Source organism: Priestia sp. BR_2 (assembly GCF_041954005.1).
GTDB classification, from domain to species: domain Bacteria; phylum Bacillota; class Bacilli; order Paenibacillales; family Paenibacillaceae; genus Paenibacillus_AQ; species Paenibacillus_AQ lautus_A.
This window is the reverse complement of sequence record NZ_JAVFHM010000218.1, coordinates 267,569-286,464: the sequence shown is the minus strand read 5'-3', so window position 1 is coordinate 286,464 and position 18,896 is coordinate 267,569. Positions and strand designations below refer to the sequence as shown.

At 53.9% G+C, this 18,896-nt stretch carries 17 protein-coding genes and 1 riboswitch; of the genes, 12 read left to right on the top strand and 5 right to left on the bottom strand.

Annotated elements, in window-relative coordinates; genetic code table 11:
- Positions 1–82 precede the first annotated feature (82 nt).
- On the bottom strand, positions 83–976 hold the full coding sequence (locus RB298_RS16880) for a hypothetical protein (protein ID WP_192569833.1): 894 nt from the start codon (positions 974–976) through the stop codon (positions 83–85).
- A gap of 365 nt (positions 977–1,341) precedes the next feature.
- On the opposite strand from RB298_RS16880, the gene RB298_RS16875 reads away from it, so the two are divergent.
- Positions 1,342–1,974 carry an NAD(P)-dependent oxidoreductase gene (locus RB298_RS16875; protein WP_096774634.1) on the top strand — a complete coding sequence of 211 codons (633 nt, stop codon included), beginning with the start codon at positions 1,342–1,344 and terminating at the stop codon, positions 1,972–1,974.
- Between the two features lie 69 nt (positions 1,975–2,043).
- Positions 2,044–3,789, top strand: coding sequence for an NAD(P)H-hydrate dehydratase (locus RB298_RS16870; RefSeq protein ID WP_486047634.1), 1,746 nt, complete (start codon positions 2,044–2,046; stop codon positions 3,787–3,789).
- A gap of 64 nt (positions 3,790–3,853) precedes the next feature.
- On the opposite strand, the gene RB298_RS16865 is transcribed toward RB298_RS16870, so the two are convergent.
- Together RB298_RS16865 and RB298_RS16860 are read right to left on the bottom strand one after the other, a co-directional pair.
- Positions 3,854–4,309 (bottom strand): hypothetical protein, encoded by a 456-nt coding sequence (locus tag RB298_RS16865; RefSeq protein ID WP_192569831.1) that lies wholly within the window; start codon positions 4,307–4,309, stop codon positions 3,854–3,856.
- 56 nt (positions 4,310–4,365) lie between these two features.
- The gene (locus RB298_RS16860; protein WP_213580133.1) at positions 4,366–5,274 is read right to left on the bottom strand and encodes an SDR family oxidoreductase; all 909 of its coding nucleotides are present in this window, start codon (positions 5,272–5,274) and stop codon (positions 4,366–4,368) included.
- 211 nt (positions 5,275–5,485) lie between these two features.
- Here RB298_RS16860 and RB298_RS16855 point away from each other — a divergent pair, with 211 nt between their 5' ends.
- From RB298_RS16855 to RB298_RS16815, 9 genes are all read left to right on the top strand, one after another.
- Positions 5,486–6,301 carry a VanW family protein gene (locus tag RB298_RS16855; protein WP_486047633.1) on the top strand — a complete coding sequence of 272 codons (816 nt, stop codon included), beginning with the start codon at positions 5,486–5,488 and terminating at the stop codon, positions 6,299–6,301.
- Between the two features lie 358 nt (positions 6,302–6,659).
- Complete coding sequence (gene ssuE, locus RB298_RS16850; RefSeq protein ID WP_012818844.1) at positions 6,660–7,205, top strand: NADPH-dependent FMN reductase; 546 nt, start codon at positions 6,660–6,662, stop codon at positions 7,203–7,205.
- Positions 7,206–7,265: 60 nt separating this feature from the next.
- Positions 7,266–7,856 (top strand): P-loop nucleotide/nucleoside kinase family protein, encoded by a 591-nt coding sequence (locus tag RB298_RS16845; RefSeq protein WP_127595553.1) that lies wholly within the window; start codon positions 7,266–7,268, stop codon positions 7,854–7,856.
- Between the two features lie 300 nt (positions 7,857–8,156).
- Positions 8,157–8,915 (top strand): AAA family ATPase, encoded by a 759-nt coding sequence (locus tag RB298_RS16840; RefSeq protein ID WP_255250542.1) that lies wholly within the window; start codon positions 8,157–8,159, stop codon positions 8,913–8,915.
- A 324-nt stretch (positions 8,916–9,239) separates the two neighbouring features.
- Entirely contained in the window at positions 9,240–9,659 is a 420-nt protein-coding gene (locus RB298_RS16835; protein ID WP_009589289.1) for a MarR family winged helix-turn-helix transcriptional regulator, read from the top strand.
- Between the two features lie 79 nt (positions 9,660–9,738).
- Positions 9,739–11,157: an MDR family MFS transporter gene (locus RB298_RS16830; RefSeq protein ID WP_486047632.1), complete on the top strand. Its 1,419-nt coding sequence runs from the start codon at positions 9,739–9,741 to the stop codon at positions 11,155–11,157.
- A 306-nt stretch (positions 11,158–11,463) separates the two neighbouring features.
- Positions 11,464–12,261 (top strand): DUF817 domain-containing protein, encoded by a 798-nt coding sequence (locus RB298_RS16825; protein ID WP_192569826.1) that lies wholly within the window; start codon positions 11,464–11,466, stop codon positions 12,259–12,261.
- 139 nt (positions 12,262–12,400) lie between these two features.
- On the top strand, positions 12,401–12,544 hold the full coding sequence (locus RB298_RS16820) for a hypothetical protein (RefSeq protein WP_176502450.1): 144 nt from the start codon (positions 12,401–12,403) through the stop codon (positions 12,542–12,544).
- A gap of 125 nt (positions 12,545–12,669) precedes the next feature.
- Positions 12,670–13,611: a GNAT family N-acetyltransferase gene (locus tag RB298_RS16815; RefSeq protein WP_486047631.1), complete on the top strand. Its 942-nt coding sequence runs from the start codon at positions 12,670–12,672 to the stop codon at positions 13,609–13,611.
- Between the two features lie 122 nt (positions 13,612–13,733).
- Here the strand turns inward: RB298_RS16815 and RB298_RS16810 are convergent, their stop codons facing one another.
- Positions 13,734–14,765, bottom strand: a complete 1,032-nt coding sequence (locus RB298_RS16810) for a ribonucleotide-diphosphate reductase subunit beta (RefSeq protein WP_036670897.1) — start codon at positions 14,763–14,765, stop codon at positions 13,734–13,736.
- A 695-nt stretch (positions 14,766–15,460) separates the two neighbouring features.
- Positions 15,461–17,794 (bottom strand): ribonucleoside-diphosphate reductase subunit alpha, encoded by a 2,334-nt coding sequence (locus tag RB298_RS16805; RefSeq protein WP_012818853.1) that lies wholly within the window; start codon positions 17,792–17,794, stop codon positions 15,461–15,463.
- Positions 17,795–17,988: 194 nt separating this feature from the next.
- A riboswitch (cobalamin riboswitch) is annotated at positions 17,989–18,223 on the bottom strand.
- A 363-nt stretch (positions 18,224–18,586) separates the two neighbouring features.
- On the opposite strand from RB298_RS16805, the gene RB298_RS16800 reads away from it, so the two are divergent.
- Entirely contained in the window at positions 18,587–18,892 is a 306-nt protein-coding gene (locus RB298_RS16800; RefSeq protein WP_486047630.1) for an MTH1187 family thiamine-binding protein, read from the top strand.
- The last annotated feature ends 4 nt before the right edge of the window (positions 18,893–18,896 follow it).

Genomic DNA, 18,896 nt, shown 5'->3' with positions numbered 1-18,896 from the left:
CTAAACATAAAAGATGGCGCCAGAGGACTCACCCTCTTGAAACGCCATCTTTTTTTAATGCCAGAATGTAAGGATCGCAACGTTATCGATCGGAGTCATGAAGTTCCTTCCAGTACCTGTAGTCGTGAATGGCGAACCCGGAGAAGGAAGGGTGCTTTTCCGCCTTGGTGCATACCTTGCTCAGCTGTTCCTCCATATAGGCCGTGCCTTCCTCGAAAAAGGTAATGTAAGCTCCCTCATTGCTGGACTTGGTCTCCACGGCAATCAGGGCCTCCTTGCCGAGTTCGTCGGCTTCCTTTAGCTCGGTCGCGGCGAGGTTGTATATGTTATCCGCTTGATCGCGATAGGCCATAATGACGATCTGGTCGAACTGCTTGATCATCCAGCGGCTGATCGACATCGACTGATCCGGCAGCCGGTAGGTATGCAGCCAGAAGGTCATGTCGGAGCCGATCGGCAGATTCAGCTTGTGCGCTTCATCGACCAGATAACGGACGCTCGCTTGCCACTGCTTAACCACCGAGGACTGGTTCGTTTTCCATTCGGCCAGCACATGCGGCTCGATATCGACATGGATGCCGGTGAAGCGCTCATTCGGGGCAGCGGACGCTTGATATTCGGCGGTCCATTGAATAAACGTCTCCAGCCGGTGACGTTCCGATTCCAGCGCCCAGTTCGGCGCCCCGCCGAGGACGTGGACCTCGATCCCTTGCACTCCTGCTTGGCGGATAAAGCTGCGGTAATACTCGGGACGGACATCGCGATTCATCTGCAGGTAGAGCACGTTCACTCCCTGGCTGCCGGCAAAGCTCAGAATGTCATCGGCGGAGTCTTTGATTTGCGGGGTATCCCAGAACCAGGTTGCCTTCTGGCTGGGTTTCGCTTCCGCGGCATCAGGATGAAGGGACAGACTGCTTAGCAGCAGCAGGCCGCCGGCGAGACAGAGAGCCAGCAAGCGGACGTATTGTTTTTTCATAGGATGGATGTTCTCCTTTTCATTACGATTTAAACATAAGCATTAGGACAATCTTCGACAAGCGTATACCATTAGTATTGCGTTAGAAGTCATTACGCCAAATATATATTTTCATAAATGTGCACTTATGTATTCTATCGGTGAAAACAATATCGCAATTCATAGGTCTAAAGATCTAATGTTTTGAGGAAAAATGAATAAGTGGAGTTTGAAGAGGTCTGCAAGGGGATAAGTAAATAGGAGGTGCGATCGACCAAGTACGGCTATACGCGGCACCGGGTGTTCATACTACTACTTAAGATATAAGAGAACCATTCCCCATCCTGGGTGATGTAGTATAATTTTTAAACGAAGGAGCGATGAACATGAAGGTAGCATTGATTGGAGCAAGCGGGACGATCGGGAAACGCATTACGGAAGAAGCGCTGCGCCGGGGACACGAGGTAACGGCGGTGCTGCGTAATCCGGATCGCCTTGAAGCGGAGCATGAGCGATTACAGAAAGTCAAAGCGGATGTGATGGATCCTTCGTCATTGGAAGAGGCTGTTCAGGGACACGATGCCGTGATCAGCGCTTTCGGTCCGAAGTTCGGCCAAGAAGAGGAGCTTGTAGCAGCCGCGCGGACCATTGTGGAGGGAACGAGACGCGGCGGCGTAGCCCGCCTGTTGATCGTTGGCGGCGCAGGCAGCCTGATCGCCGACAGCGGGGTACCGCTTATGGAAACCCCGGAATTTCCGGAAGAGATCAGACCGCTTGCCCGTGCGCATGCGGATGCTTACGATCTTTATAAGGAAAGCGATCTGGAATGGACGTATATCAGTCCGGCGGCCATCATCGAGCCGGGGAAACGTACCGGACAATTCCGGATCGGCATGGACCGCCTGGTGACGGATGAGAGCGGAAGCAGCCGGATCTCGGTTGAAGATTTTGCGGTAGCCGTGATTGATGAGCTGGACGATCCGCAGTTCATTCAGTCCCGTTTTACCGTTGCTTATTAATCGAAAGGCATCAAGCGAAGTCGTCAGAGCGTTTGGGTAGGATATATCGAAGCAAAGGGGAGAGCTTGGATGTATGTTGTGACGTCCGAACAGATGAGGGCACTCGATAACTACGCGATTCGCCGCATCGGCATTCCGGCCATCGCGCTTATGGAAAATGCGGGTAAAGCGATTGCCGAGGAAGTCCTGAAATTATGCCTGGAGCGTCATGGCGCGAGCCAGTTACCGTCCACGGTGGCCGCTCGGACATGCGGAAGCGATCAAGCCTACTTGCCGGAGGATGAGAGGTGCGACCGGCCGACTTCCTTATTGGATTATTCGGCAGCGTCAGAGGGCCCTTTCACCGGAAATGAGCGGGTTATCGAGATGAGCCGCCCGTCGCCTGTCATCGACGGAGACGCGCGATTGCCCACCGCGCTGGCGGCGCAGGAGCACTGGCTCATTCTGGTGGGCAAAGGCAATAACGGCGGCGACGGCGTGGTCGCCGCACGGCATTTGCGTGACGCCGGCATAAGCGTCACGCTGCTCTACGCCGCCGAGCCGTCCGCGCTGGCCGACGAGGCGGCAGTGCAGCGGGATGCCGCGGCAGCGCTCGGCATCCCGGCTCTGGTCCACGGCCGTGCCGCCGTGGACTACGGCGCGTACACCGGCATCGTGGACGCGCTGCTCGGGACGGGCGCGACGGGCGCGCCCCGCGGCGCTTACGCCGCGCTGATCCAGGCCGCGAACGACAGCGGCCTGCCGATTGTGTCCGCCGATATTCCGAGCGGACTGGACGCCGATACCGGCGCGCGGCACGAGCCGTGCATTTCGGCCGCGGTGACGGTATGCCTCGCCTTCCTGAAGCGAGGCTTGGTGCAGTACCCCGGCGCCGGGGCCGCGGGCCGGGTGGTGGTCCGCTCCATCGGCATTCCGGCATCGCTGTGCCGGGAGCAGGGCGTCGGCACGCATCTGCTTACCCCGCATGTCCTTCGGACGGAGCTGGGCGCCGATGTGTCGCGCCGCCGCGCGCCGGACGGGCATAAGGGCACCTACGGCCACGTCCTGACCGTGGGGGGCAGCCGCACGATGAGCGGCGCAGGCCTGCTCGCTTCCCGGGCGGCGCTCCGCGCGGGCTGCGGCCTGGTGACCTGGGCGCTCCCTGCCAGCCTGGTGCTGCCGCTGAGCGGAGCCGCGCCCGAGGTGATGCTCGCCCCTGCGACAGAGGAGAGCGGCGGCTACTGGAATGAGGCCTCCGCGGAGCAGGTCCTGTCCCTCGCCAAGTCCCGCGATGTGCTGGCCGTAGGTCCGGGGCTTGGCCGCTTCGAAGGAGACGACAGGTGGCTCCGCCGACTGTGGGAAGAATGGGAAGGGCCGCTGGTGGTGGATGCCGACGCGCTGAATATGCTGTCTGCGGCTGGCGATTTCAGCGCCTGGAAGCCGCGTGCCGCGGCCACGGTGCTGACCCCGCATCCCGGGGAGATGTCCCGGCTGCTGGGCATTCCTACTGCCGAGCTGCAGCGGGACCGGATCGGTGCCGCCGCAGGGTTCGCCACCGGGCACGGGGTTACCCTCGTGCTCAAGGGGGCGCATACCGTCGTGGCTTCGCCGGACGGACAAACCTACATCAATACAACCGGCACCTCCGGCATGGCGACCGGAGGCACCGGAGACGTGCTGACCGGCATCATTGCCGGCCTGCTGGCGCAAGGGCATGCCGGTCCGTCTGCAGCCGCGCTTGGCGTGTGGCTGCACGGCCGTGCCGGCGAGCGGGCCGCGCGGCATCGGGGGCATCCCGCCTCGGTCATCGCCGGGGATGTCATCGAAGCGCTTTGAAGCAAAGAGCAAGGGCCCTCATCAGAGGGCCCTTTTTCCATGGGAAGAGGCTATAGCTCTTGAATCATATCACCCAGCACAGCAGGGGAACGGCCAGGGCAAAGAACGGGGTGGCCAGCGAATTGCTGGAGAATGCATGCTTTCCCCACAAGAACAGAAGCAGCGTCAGGGTTCCGGCAGCGGCACGGAGCCAGAGCTGCTCCGGATGACCGCCCGTGAACAAGGCGAAGAACAGAAAACCGACCGCTCCATACACGGCAGCCTGTTTCCCCTTATGCAGCGAAGGCAGGAACGCGAGTATGGCATCGGCCGCGAGAGAGGCCGTCAGCGCGTAACCGTACACCCAGTGTTCTTGCGGCATGTAAAGGCCTAACCACTCCGAGGCCTGATCCGCGCCGGACGGCCACGCCCAATCCAGCAGACTCAGCAGCAGCACGACGATACCGGCGCTGGCCAGCTTGTTTAATGCATAAAACCCCATGTCCATCCGGGCGGACCGTTTGGGAATTCCGGTGTTCATTGTACACATCCTCTGCACGTTATTCGTAGAATCCTCGGATGCCTGCGGCATCCATGCTAGCTGGTTACCATCTGCCCTCCGTTGACGTGAATAGCCTGACCCGTGACAAAAGAAGAAGTGATGGACGATGCCAGGTAAACATAAGCGGGTGCCAGCTCATAAGGCTGTGCGGCTCGCTTCATCGGCGAATTCGTTCCGAATACGGCAACCTCATCGGCGGAGAAGCTGGAAGGGATGAGCGGCGTCCAGACCGAGCCTGGCGCGACGGAGTTGACGCGGATGCCCTGATCGACCAGCGAAAGGGCCAGGGATCGGGTAAGGGAAACGATGGCGCCTTTAGTTGAGGAATAGTCGATGAGCTCCTTTAAACCGTCATAGGCCGTAATGGAGGCCGTGTTGATGATCGATGCCCCTGCTTTCATATGGGGCAGCGCAGCCTGGATCATGAAGAAGAACGGAAAGATATTCGTCTGATAGGTGTGATGCAGCTGTTCTTCCGTAATGTCCAGAATGCTACGCTGCACATACTGGACGGCATGGTTGTTCACGAGAACATCCACTCTGCCGAAGCAGGCGATCGTCTCGTTAACCACGGCTTCGCAGTTTTTTTTGTAGCGCAGATCGATCTTCATTAAGAGGCATCGTCTGCCGAGCGATTCAATCCGCTGCTTCGTCACTTCCGCATCCGAAGTCTCATATAAGTATGGGATGACCAGATCGGCACCTTCCTTGGCGAAGGCAATGGCGGTCGCTTTGCCGATACCGCTGTCCCCCCCGGTCACAATGGCGATTTTGCCATCCAGTTTACCGCTGCCCCGGTAGGCGGGATCTTCGCTGATCGGACGCGGCGACATTAGGCTTTCAAGGCCCGGCTGGCAGTTTTGATGCTGGGGAGGGAAAGCGATGGGCTGCTCTTTGCATTCGGTTTTGGAGCCTACGTATGGAATGGGCTGTTGGGGATTCATTTCATTCCTCCTTTGGTATACGGGATGTTATTCATGGAACGTCGATGCTTTATCTCTATGCATTCGCCCAGTCCAGGGTGCCGGTTGTGAACAGAATAGGTGAAAGGTCGTGCGCAAACGCGCGGGTTACGGATTTTTAACGATGTCCTTTGGGCTATTGTGGTAAAATATTTCCAATTACATCAATACGGCCAAGGGGGAACGGTCACGGATGAAACCCGTCAAGCGTTCAAAATTCCGCCTGTGGGCAGGCAAGCAGTATTTTACGTACCGGCGTTATTGGGCATGGATGAGGAAGAGGGGCGGCATCGCCCGCACGCAAAGTCCTGAGCTACTGCGATATTCGGTGTTCACACACCGAACCCCGCTGAAACGCCAGCTCAAGGACGTTGATATGTGGTATCAGCATCATAAGGTGATCAACCTGCGTCTGGCCGTGCGCCATCTGGATGGACTGCTGGTTCGTCCGGGAGAGACGCTGTCCTATTGGAGGAGCATTGGACGCCCGACCCGCAGGAAAGGGTATGTCGACGGCATGGTCCTGTTCTATGGAGGCTTTAAGGCCGGCGTGGGCGGAGGGCTGTGCCAACTGTCCAACCTCATATACTGGATGACGCTGCACACCCCTCTGGAAGTGAAAGAACGGCATCGGCACAGCTATGACGTATTTCCGGATGCGAACCGGACCCAGCCGTTCGGGAGCGGCGCTACGTGCGCCTATAATTATTTGGACCTTCAGATTTATAATCCGACGAACGATACATACCAGCTGTCGGTATATGTATCAGAGGAGGATTTGATCGGGGAATGGCGATCCAGCGCCGCTCCGCTGCATCGCTATGAAGTATATGAGCGGGACCATCGCATTACCCAGGAAGTTTGGGGAGGATATGCGAGGCATAACGTCATTGCCCGCAAAGTGTTCAACAGGGAAGGCGAACGGATTCGGGATGAGTGGATTACCGAGAACCATGCGCTCATGATGTACTCGCCGCTGCTTGCCGAACAAGGAAGCGGGACGTCCTGATCAAGGGAGGGGCCAGGTGCCGATCTTAAACCTTATTCGCAAAGGAAGCCCTATTCGTGATCGATTATATGAAGCGATCAATGGAGAACATCGGTTTGACGCGTCTGCCGGATTGACAAAAGCGCGGACACATTGATACGATGATACTAATTCTGACAAGTTTGCTCTGATTTATGCAGGTTGATGTCGGATGCAAGAGCGACTGCTGACCGGAAGACTTTGCCGTATCCTGTAAAGTCTTTTTTTTCTGAGATACAGGCTATGGCGGTCTGACTCTATATCGAGAGGACCCTACATAGCGATCTGATGCATGCATGGAATGGTGACATTATAAGATAAGCTGAGGTGAACAATGATTATGGCGAAAGCTGTTATTATTAACGGGAGCCCTACAGCCGGATCCCGATTGAATGCGGTTATGGATTTTGCGGAGCAGGCACTGGCTGCGGCCAATTTCGAGGTGAGCCGGATCGACGTGGCCGGGCTGCCGCCCGAGGATTTGATTCATACGAAGTTTGAGAGCGAGCATATCGTCAAAGCCAACGGGCTTGTGGCCGAGGCCGATGCCGTGATTGTGGCAAGTCCGGTTTATAAAGCTTCGTTTACCGGCGTGCTTAAGACATTTTTGGACCTGATTCCGCAAAAAGGCTTGGCTGGCAAAATCGTGCTTCCGATGTTCATTGGCGGCAGTCTCGCGCATTTGCTGGCGATTGATTATTCGCTCAAGCCCGTGCTTTCCTCGATCGGGGCCCGGCATATTCTGGGCGGCGTGTACGCCGTGGATGCCCAGGTGGCGCGTACCGAGGATGGCGGGTTTGACGTAGCGGAAGTGCTTCAGGAGCGTTTGGCCTCCGCGATGGAGGAATTGATTGAAGAAACCCGTTACCGGACAGAACGCGCATAGGGATAGCGTGAGTGACGGCAGGGGTGTTCTAGCGATATAGATCATATGGAGGGATACCATTTGCAAAAGCTAGTGTTTTTTGTCGGCGTGGCCGGCACAGGCAAGACAACCGTAGCGAAGAAGCTTGCAGTCCGCATACCGGCTGCATTCCTCGACCGTGATACGGTGGGGGGACGGTTTGTCGAGAAGTTCCTGGAGAGCAACGGACTGGATCCGAACGACCGCGATTCTTCCTTCTATAAAGAGAATCTGCGCGATCTGGAATATGATACGACCAAGGATATTTGCATCGAGAACCTGGGTGCCGGGCAAAATGTCTTTATGATCTCGCCGTTCACGGCGGAGCTCAAGAACCGCGAATGGATTGAAGAGGTCATCGCATCCGCGGGATTAACGAAGAACGACGTTGACGTGAAGGTCATCGTGGTTGCGCTCAAGGACATGGATTTGCAGAAGGAGCGGATCATTGACAGACAGACCGAGCGGGATCAGTGGAAGCTGGATCATTGGGACGACTTCAAGAAGCGCGTCGATTTCGTTCCGGAAGTGAACTGGGATATTCCGCAAACGTCCATCAAGGTGTTTGATAACAGCGGCGATCTGACGGAAGAGAAGGTCGAGGAGCTCTATCAATTTATCGTAAGCGAATAGTAAGTATATCGTAACAACAGATTCAATATCGGATGAAAAAGTGCGTCATTCCAGGTGCCGGCAAGCCCTGTGATGGCGCATTTTTTTGAATATCGGGGCATCTTCGATTGCTTCAAGGAAGCGGTTTGCCTGCTATCGCAGCAAACAGCGGGCTGCTCGGATTCGCTGTATGTCCAGGAATGCGTTCTATGAGAGTGTGCAGCCTGCATCGGGCGATGATCTGAATTGGAACCGAAGCCGGAATGTTATATAGTAGACTTGTCATGATCGGTTAACGTAGATTTCAAGGAGGGAAAGCGGTTGGATAACTCGGCTATGCTTGCCTATCTTCGAAGCGTTGTGTTAATGAGGGATCGCATCCCGTCATTTAACGAATACCCCTTTAATTTGCCGGCCGTAGCGGCTATGGACGGACTTCGCTTTCATCCGAAGGTCACTTATATCGTGGGCGAGAACGGAATGGGCAAATCCACGCTGCTGGAGGCGATTGCCGCCGCCCTCGGGTTCAATCCGGAAGGAGGGACGCTCAATTTCTCCTTCTCGACGGAGGAGACCCATTCCAGGCTGTATGAATATATTCGAACCGTCCGGGGCGCACGCAAACCGCGGGACGGGTTTTTCTTCCGGGCGGAGAGCTATTATAACGTCGCCAGCGAAGTGGATGCACTGGAGCGGGAGCGTCCTGGACTTTATGATTCCTATGGCGGCAAATCGCTTCACCAGCAGTCGCACGGAGAATCCTTTTTTGCCACCTTTTTGCATCGGTTCTGGGGGAACGGGCTGTACATCATGGACGAGCCGGAAGCGGCCTTGTCGCCGTTTCGCCAAATGGCGCTGCTGAGGCGCATCCATGACCTGGTTCATGAAGACTCGCAGTTTATTATTTCCACGCATTCGCCGATTGTCATGGCTTATCCGGATTCGATCATCTACAAGCTGACATCCGAAGGCGTGGAAGAGACGACCCTGGAGGAAACGGATCATTACATGATCACGAAGGAATTCGTGAATCGCCGGGAAGCCATGCTTCATGAATTGTTTGCGGATGATGAGGAATAAACGGGAAAGATAAGGGCTCGCGGATCGCTAGATCTTGCGAGTCCTTTTTGCATGGGGGCCTGTTATTGTACTGACCGTTTCCTGCCAAGGCATGAATAAGAGATTTCTCTCCGTAGATGCTTCTGATTTTAAGAATTAGAATGGTTCAATGTCTCGAAATAAACTTTGAATAATTTAAGTAATTAGTCCATTATACCTCAATAATTGGGATGAATTAGAATGAAAATCATGAAAATGGTGTTTACAAGTTAGAATAATTGAACTAAAATAAGAACGAGGTGAAATGCTCTGGAGAACGGAAGAGAAGCAAGCGTGGAGAGACTCATGGACATGTATCGTGAGTTATCGGATAAAATGACGAGGCATCGGGTCGTGTCTTTCTTGAGTCATTTAAGAAAGAACGATTTGACGATGAATCAGTATAAAATCCTAAGTTTGATCGAGCAGCAGGGACCGTGGCTTCCCAACCGGTTGGCTGAGCACATGGAGCTTAAAGCTGCAACGATTACTTATTTGGTGGATGCGTTGGAACAACGGGGCTTGGTGATTCGTACGCCGAATCCGAGTGACGGACGCAGCCACTATGTCAATTTTACGGCAGAAGGCCGGCAGCTGGTGCTCGACGCGCGCAGCGAGGGAGATTATGCCGTCATGGAATCCTTCAAGCAGCTGGATGAGGACGAGGCGGATAACCTGTATATTTTGCTGCGATTGCTTGGCCGAAAGCTATTTCCAACAGAGTAAACGATATGAAACTGAAGTAATCCTGCCTCCAGTTCTGTTATCAGATCCGGGCGGGGTTACTTTGTTTAGGAGGCTTCTTGTGAATACAGACGAAAAATCTTCATTCTGGCTAATTATGAGCGCCGTGTTTTTCGGCAATTTTCTCGCGGTGCTGAGCATTACCACCATCAACGTCGCCTTTCCGGTGGTGATGGAGCAGTTTCATACCACGCTAAGCACAACCCAATGGCTGATGGCCGGGTATTTGCTGGCAACGGGGATCGTGGCCCCCATCGTAGGCTACATGGGGGATCAGCTAAGCTATAAGAGGCTGTTCGTACTGGCATTGACGGGTTTTACCCTTTCGTCGCTGCTATGCGTTGTCGCCTGGAACATCGAAACATTAATCGCGTTCCGGATCACGCAAGGCGTCTTCGGCGGGATGATCATTCCGATTACGATGACAATCATTTACCAGGTATTCCCGCGCGAGCGGCAGGCCTACGCCATGGGCTTGTGGAGCCTGGCTTCCATGCTGGCACCGGTGATAGGGCCGACCCTGGGCGGATGGCTGGTGCAATACTTTGGCTGGAAATCCATATTCATTCTGAATGTCCCCATCGGCCTGATATCGATCGTCATCGTAAGCAAATTCATTCCATTTTATCGACTGACCGGGAAGAAGAGCTTCGATCTCCTCGGCTTCTTGACGGTGGTGGCGGGCAGCTCCTGTTTGCTGCTCTCCTTCAGCCATGGAAACGATTGGGGCTGGGGGTCCTGGAAGACGATCTCCTTGCTCGTCGCCGGCATTTTGCTGCTGCTGTTCTTTATTAAGTGGGAGCTTCGCATCCCGTTCCCGCTATTGCAGCTGAAGGTATTCAGATTCCCCCGATTCCGGTACAGCTTGATCTTGAACTGTATTGTGACGATCTCCCTCTATACGGGAACCTTGCTGGTGCCGCTCTATTTGCAGACCGTGCTGAAGCTGTCCCCGATGGATACCGGATTGATCATGCTGCCGGGCGCAATCGTCATGGCGGCGGCATCGCCGATTATCGGCAAATTTTATGACCGGATCGGTCCGTTCCGGCTGGTCATCACGGGCGTCCTCATCATAGTGGCCGCCACGCTGGCTTTCAGCGGGATCGGCACGAATACGTCGGTTCTGTACATTTCCATGCTGCAGCTGGTTCGCTGCCTCGGCATAGCGCTGTGCAACATGCCGTTAACGAACGCCGCGATGAGCGCGGTGTCCAGCGAGTACTCAGGCCATGCATCGTCCATTACGAACTGGGCGCGCCAGGGGCTGGCTTCGTTATCCATCGGCATTTTCAGCGCGCTGGTGGTAACCAGAACATCCTATTACATGGGCGCCGGAACTGTGACTCCGCGTGCGGCAACGACCATGGGCATTGATGACGTGTTCATGATCGGCACGATGGTGGCGGTGGTAGCCGTACCTCTTACATTTTTGTTACGGGTCAAAAAGAAAAAATCGGCTCGCCATATCGCGCTCTGACCGGGCATGCCCCGGCTGTATGAAGAGGAGGAGCCTTCAGGCTGTTGAGAGCGGCCCAAGATGCCGGGAACCCGAATATAATCTAGCGATTGAACAAGGTTGAACCTAAGAGCTTGCATGCCGCAGGTATAACCTTAAGGATCGTCGGATAGCCCGTTAACCGATGAGAGAGCAGCTGCAGGAGCTGCTCTCTTATTTTGTTTTTGCGCTTAATAGCCTGGATGAAATATGACAAAGCTGTTCTTTTATTCAATTCGCGGTCTGTGGTAGGGTGAAGTATACGAATGCAGGCGCTAGGAGGAGCTTATGGAATTTATACGGAAGCTGTGGGTTTTCGGTTATCAGCAGGCTTTGTCCTGCCTATTTCCGGTGATTATCTTCGGCGCGCTGGGACTGACCAAGGTGGTCGAGATTCCGGGTTTGCCGCGGTATGATCTCATTCTTCTCATCTGCGTCTTGGCGCAAATCGGGATGCTGGTCAGCAAGCTGGAGACATGGGATGAACTGAAGGTCATCTGCGTCTTTCACGTCATCGGATTGATGCTGGAGCTGTATAAAGTGCATATGGGCTCATGGTCTTACCCGGACGAGGGCTGGAGCAAAATCGGCGGCGTTCCGCTGTACAGCGGCTTTATGTATGCCAGCGTAGCCAGTTATATCTGCCAGGCTTGGCGGCGAATGAATTTGCGGATCACGGGCTGGCCGCTGCCTGTCCTGACCGTGCTGATCAGCGCGGCGATCTACGCCAATTTCTTTACCCATCACTACGTGTGGGATGCGCGCTGGCTCCTGACCGCATTATTGTTCGTGGTGTTCGGCAGAACCATGGTGTATTTCGACGTTGACGGAAAAACCTTGCGCATGCCGTTGGTGCTGTCGTTCCTGCTGATTGGTTTTTTTATCTGGATCGCTGAGAATATCTCCACGTTTCTCGGGGCCTGGACCTATCCGGGACAGGAACGGACATGGAGTCTGGTGCATATCGGAAAAATCAGCTCGTGGTTCCTGCTGGTGGTCATCAGCGTCATCATTGTGGCCCAGCTGAAGCATATCAAGCAGGGGAGAGGCCCGTCCAAAGGCAATCCGAAGGGAACGGTCATGTGAATGTAGCTCAGCGGATTTGATCCTTCATGCAGAATCATGTATCCTATGGGTAATCGAGACGATGGAATTAGCGAGCCATAAGGCAAGCTACTTGTTATGAACATAGATGGTTGAAATCTTGGCAGGGAGGAGTATTCACATGAAAAAAAGATCATTGGCGTCGTTGTCCAAAGGCATGGGATACTCCACCGCTGTTTTCTTTGATCGGTCCGATGACGGGAGAAGTCTGTCCAAAATCGGATATTCGGCGATCAAGGATCCTTCATGCTATTCACTAAAATGAGGGAGCAGTGGAATTAAAAACACCACAGGTCGCTGGCTTGTGGTTGCATAGATCGGCATGTACACCACAGGTGCGCTGTGGTGTTTTTGGCGTTTCTAATGATACGAGCAAAGGAGAGGTAGACCATGTTCATGCAAGGTAAACAAATCTATGTCAAGTCGGTAGAGGAATCGGATGCGGAAGCGCTATGGAAGCTCGAGGTGGATAACCGGGATTTTTTTCAACGGTTCACGGGCTTAAGGGACGACGAATTCTATACCCTTGAGGGACAACTCGAACGGATTCGCAAGGCCCGGGAATCCAGCAAGGCGGATCAGGCGTATCTCTATATGATTGGACTGCGGGATACCGAAACGATCATCGGGGAGATCATGCTGACGGAAGTGGTACGGGGGAATTTGCAGAGCTGCTGGATCGGTTATTTTCTGGACCGGGACCATAACGGTAAGGGGTACATGACCGAGGCCGTTCAAATGGTGGTGAGGTTTGCCTTTCAGGAATTGAAGTTTCACCGGATTGAAGCGGGCGTGATGCCGCACAACCTAGGCTCGATCCGAGTGCTCCTGAAGGCCGGCTTCCATAAAGAAGGCATCGCCAGGAAAAACGTGAAGATTAACGGGAAGTGGGAGGACCATCAGACACTGGCTATGTTGAATGAAGCCGATGAGGAGGCATCGTCCCCGATTCACCGGTACAATCCGTCCGTCATCGCCCCGCCGATCGGCCCGTATACCCATGTAACCAAGGTTGCGAGAGGGGCTGAGCTGTTGGTATTCTCCGGCCAGGTGGGGACCGACAGGGAGGGGAACCTGCCGGACGATAGGAAGGAGCAAGTAGAGAACACCTTGGCGAATATTCAGCGGGTATTGGCCTCGGAAGCCATGTCGGCGGATCATATCGTCAAAATCAACATTTGGGCGGTTCAGGAGATCGACTGGGATCATTTCCAACGGGTATGGGAGAAATTCCACGGGGGAATGGCGCCGTCCATGACGATGGCCTACGTGCCGGCGCTGGCGATGCCGTCCCTTCAGGTGGAGATCGAGGTATGGGCAGCGAAGGGGTAACGCTTAATGTAGAGGAGCGGATTGCAGCCGTCTTATATAAGGCATAAAAAAACCTCCGGGATCCCTGTTTAGGGGACCTCGGAGGTTTTGTGTATATGGAAGGAAACTTATAGATCGTAAACTTATAGATCGTCAAAGCCGTTGTCGTCGCCCACTTTGCCGTAGTTACGGGATTTGGCTTCGAAGAAGTCGGTTTTCGTTGCGTTGAGGGCTTCGTCGGAGAAAGGCTTGATCCATGGCATGCAGTTGACGTCCACGCCTTCGTAAGCTTTTTCCAGACCCATCATGGTGATGCGACGGTTCGCGATGTACTTGATGTAATCGCTCAACTCGTTCAGATCGATGCCGCGCACATTGCTGAGCGTGTAGTGGGCCCAGTTGGTTTCGAGCTCGACGGCACGGTCAATGGTGCGGTAGAGGTAGTCGATGTTCTCTTTGGTGTTCAGCTCAGGGAAATCCTTGAGCAGCTGCTTGAACACTTCGGCGAAGAAGTAGCAGTGCTGGTTCTCGTCACGCTGAATATAGGAGATCATCTGGCTGGTTGCCATCATCTTCTGGTCACGGGCCAGGTTGTAGAAGAAGGCAAACGTGCTGTAGAAGAAAATCCCTTCCAGGATCAGGTCGGCGACCATGGCTTCGAAGAAGGATTGCGGCGACGGATTGTCGCGGAAATTCTGGTAAATGTTCGAGATGAACTGGTTGCGCTCCAGAAGAACCGGATCATGCTTCCAGTATTCGAAGATTTCCTTCTGCTCCTGCTCCGATACGATGGAGGAAAGCACGTAGGAATAGGATTGGTTGTGAACCACCTCTTGCTGACCGATGATGGCCGAGATGGCTTCGAGCGACGAGTCGGTGAAGTAACGCTTCACGTCGCCGACAAACATCGTCTGCATGGAATCGAGCACAGCCAGCAGGGAGATGTTGATTTTGAAGGTGCGCTGCTCTTCAGGGTCCAGGCGCGGGAACTGCTGCGCATCCTTGGACATCGGGATTTCATCCGCGATCCAGTGGTTCAGCAGCAGAACCTTATACAATTTATACATATGAGGCATCCGAATGTCGTTCCAGTTCAGGATACCGGAGCATTCACCTTCAATGACGCGAGTGGAGCGGTTGGGTGCTTCGGTGTTAAATATCTTTTGCATTTGCATGCCGATTTTCTCTCCTTGTATTTCATAATAGGGCGGCGCATAGGCGAAGCCTGAGGGAAACCTCCCAGCATATTCATGGGACGGGTATCCATCTCCAGCCGCTGTTGTCCGCCCTTTGCCTGAATGTATTTTAAAGGTTGCAAAGGGCTCCCAAAGGCGGACGTAAACTCTTCCGATTGGATACCCTTACCCTTGTAGTCTTTTATTTAGAAAGCTATTCCCGCCTGCTATGAGAGACCCCCCGCATGCAGCCGCTCGATGTTTGTATTGAACCAAGCTTCCAGCGATTCCCGAAGGGAAAGCGCTCCTGGCAGATAGTAACTCAACAAATCGCATGAAGTAACTCAGAAGTCCCGCACCGCATGAGAAGCGATTCCCAAAGGGAGAGCGATCCACGCAGGCAGTAACTCAATAAATCGCGCGAAGTAACTCAAAGGTCCCCGCACCGCATGAGAAGCGATTCCCAAAGGGATAGCGGTCCACGCAGATAGTAACTCAACAAATCGCACGAAGCAGCTCATTCGTCTCCGCGCCGTATTCCAGCGTTCCCGCAGGGAGAAAGCGCTCCTAGCCACTAAAGCAATTTAAGAAGCGCCTCATTCACATCCAACCCACCTTGCGGGTGTCCAGAGGGCAGAGCCCTTGGGGCCCTCCCTTGGAAGGGAGGGGTTGGGTGGGTTCGAAAATCTAAACTCTTAGCTTGCGCACGACTCACACTCTTCAATCGTCAGCGCGCGGCTGCGTACATAGTACGTGGATTTGATGCCGGCTTTCCAGGCATGCAGATGCAGCTCCAGGAATTCCGAAGCCCGGATATCAGGGCGGACGTACAGGTTAAAGCTTTGCGCTTGGTCAACGTGACGCTGACGGGCGGCAGCCATTTTGATGGACCAATGCTGGTCGATCAAGAAAGCCGTTTTATAGTACCAGATCGTTTTCTCGGACAGATCCGGAGCAGGGTTCGCCACTTTATAAGTGGTTTTTTCTTCATAAGACAGAAGTTCGTACAATGGATCGATGCTCGCCGTGGAGCCCGCGATGATCGAGGTGGAGCCGTTCGGCGCGATGGCAAACAGCCATGCGTTACGAACGCCGTTCGCTTGCACTTCCTGCTGCAATTCACGCCACTGTTCGGTGGTCACGAACTTGCCTTCATGCTCGCCGTCGGTATAACCGCGGAACGTGAAGTACTCGCCGCTCTCCCAGTCGGAGCCTTTGAATTTCGGGTAGTGGCCTTTTTCCTTGGCCAACTCCATGCTGGATTTGACGAGCAGGTAGTTGATGTGTTCGTACAGATTGTCATTATAGGCAACGGCTTCGTCGGATTCCCAGCGGATGCCTTCCAGCGCCAGCAAGTGGTGCAGACCGAAGGTGCCGAGACCGACCGCGCGATATTGGCTGTTGGTGTATTGAGCTTGCAGAACTTCAATATTGTTAATGTCGATGACGTTATCCAGCATGCGAACCTGGATCGGAACGAGACGCTCCAGCACACCGGCAGGTACGGCACGGGCCAAGTGGATGGAGTTCAGGTTGCAGACAACGAAATCGCCAGGGATTTTGGAAATTACGATCCGGGTTTGGCCGTCTTTCGTAACCAGCTCCTCTTGCTCAACGACCGTCGGAGATTGGTTCTGCATGATCTCCGTGCACAGGTTGGAAGAGTAGATCATGCCATGAGCCGAGTTCGGGTTTGCACGGTTGACCGTGTCGCGGTAGAACATGTACGGCGTACCCGTTTCAAGCTGGGATTTCATGATGCGCTTCATAATGTCGATGGCTTGTACGGTAATGCGCGGCAGCAGCGGGTTCGCTACGGCTTCCGCGTATTTTTGGCGGAATTCGCCTTCGCCTTGAGTATGGTCATAGAAGTCCTCCAGACCTAGCGGACGGCCGTTCTCGTCTTTCCAGCCCATGATTTTCTTCACTTCATGCGGACAGAACAGGCTCCACTCTTCACGAGCTTCGACAGCCTCCATGAACAGGTCGGGCAGGCATACGCCATGGAACACGTCATGCGCTCTCATGCGCTCGTCGCCGTTGTTCAGCTTCAGATCCAGGAAGGACAGGATGTCTTTGTGGAACACGTCCAAGTACACCGCGATGGCGCCTTTACGGGTTCCCAATTGGTCCACGCTAACAGCGGTGTTGTTCAGCTGGCGAATCCAAGGGATAACGCCGGAGCTGGTGTTCTTGTGTCCGCGGATATCGGAGCCGCGTGCGCGGACTTTGCCGAGGTACACCCCGATGCCGCCGCCCATTTTGCTGAGACGGGCGATGTCCGTATTGGAATCGAAGATTCCTTCCAGGGAGTCGTCCACGGTATCGATGAAGCAGCTGGACAGCTGGCCGGCTACTTTTTTACCTGCATTGGACATGGTCGGCGTAGCCGCCGTCATGTACAGGTTACTCATGGCCCAGTAGGCTTCCTTGACAAGGTCAAGACGCTTGTCGGCAGGCTCGTTATGCATGAGGAACATCGCGATGACCATGTAGCGTTCTTGCGGAAGTTCCATGACGCGACCGTCAAAGTCGTTTGCCAGGTAACGCTCAGCCAGCGTCAACAGACCGATGTAGTCAAACAGCAGATCGCGGCTTGGATCGATGCATTCGCCGAGTTCTTCGATTTGTTCTTTGGTGTAGCTGGTCAGAAGGTCCTCGCGATAGATGCCTTTTTGCACAAGCTCCGTAATGAGCGGGTAGAAGGCACCGTATGGTTCTTCCGGGTATGCTTTGTATCGGCGGTTGGTAGCCGCTTTTTTATATAAAGAGGTCAGAAACGAACGCGCAGCTGCAAACTTCCAATTCGGCTCCTCTTTGGTTACAAGCTCAAGGGCGGACATCGTGAAGGCGCTGCTGATTTCTTCGCCGGTAACCTGCTCACCGCGCAATTTGGCATTGACGCCGCGAAGCAGACGCTCCTTATCGAGCATGTCCAATCCTTTCAGAGTCCGGTCGGCATAGACGGAGAGGCGAATTTCATCAAAGGCGAGCTGACGGTTGTTCGGTTTAACTACGAGCTGGGGCATGAATAAATTCCTCGCTTTCTTCGGGGGAAATATGAAAAAGGACATCAAAAAAACATTTTCTAAAACCCGCGGGCAGGCTTGAAAATGTCCGTGCGCTGTGATTCGGAAATGACGTTTGACATAAGCCCTTGAACGGGCATGATGTTATGTACAGACGCAAGTTTAACGAACACTTACCTAAAGCCCCGTAGGTTGGTGTCTGCTGCATATAGGCAGGTCTCTGACTCGGGCTTCTGCCTCACGACGGTGCCTCCCGAAAACCTTGATCCGATTCTTCGGCGGCTATGCCGTATGAGGATGGCTGAAAAATAATGATGAACAGCCTAAGAGCCCTTACAGTGGCGGGACCGTGATGGATTTACACCATGCTTCCCTATTAAGCCGGACTGCCTTATGGGTTGATCCGGCACCTATATACACTATATTTGGTTGTTGTTAATCTAATTTAACCCAATATATTGTGTTTGTAAACCATATTCTTAAAATTGAACGCAAAAAGAATTATAGCAAACGAGCGGTCATTGTGCCAGTTAAGAAACTGTCAAAAGGCGATAAGATTTCCTGGATTGTGACCAAATGCGACCTTTTCTGCGCAGATACCGCGTATATTCTCGTTTTGACAAAATAGGATATTACCGTATGGATGAGGCGGGAAGGATACACTATATCTTGTGTGAAGCTAAAACTGAAGGGCTTTGATATGGCGGACCGAAATTGGTATGATATCCGTATCCGGAATTGGAAAATGGAAGAGCATCGCATGATTGAGATATGACGAGGGAGGTTGTTCAGATGGCAATAGCAGAGGTAACGGTGATTCTGATCGGAACCGCAACCACGAGTTTAAGCGCTTATGTCGCCGAGATGCAGCGAATATTGAAACAGCAGGAAGGGATTTCCTATGAGCTGACATCGATGAGCACGATCATCGAGGGAGAGCTTAACATGATCTGGCGGGCGATTGAGGCTTTGCATGAAGCGCCTTTTCTGTCCGGGGCAAAGCGCGTATCGACTTCCGTTAAAATTGACGACCGCAGGGACCAGGTCTCCTCGAGCAAACAGAAGATTCAATCCGTGCAGGAGAAATTAGGCGGGTAATGCC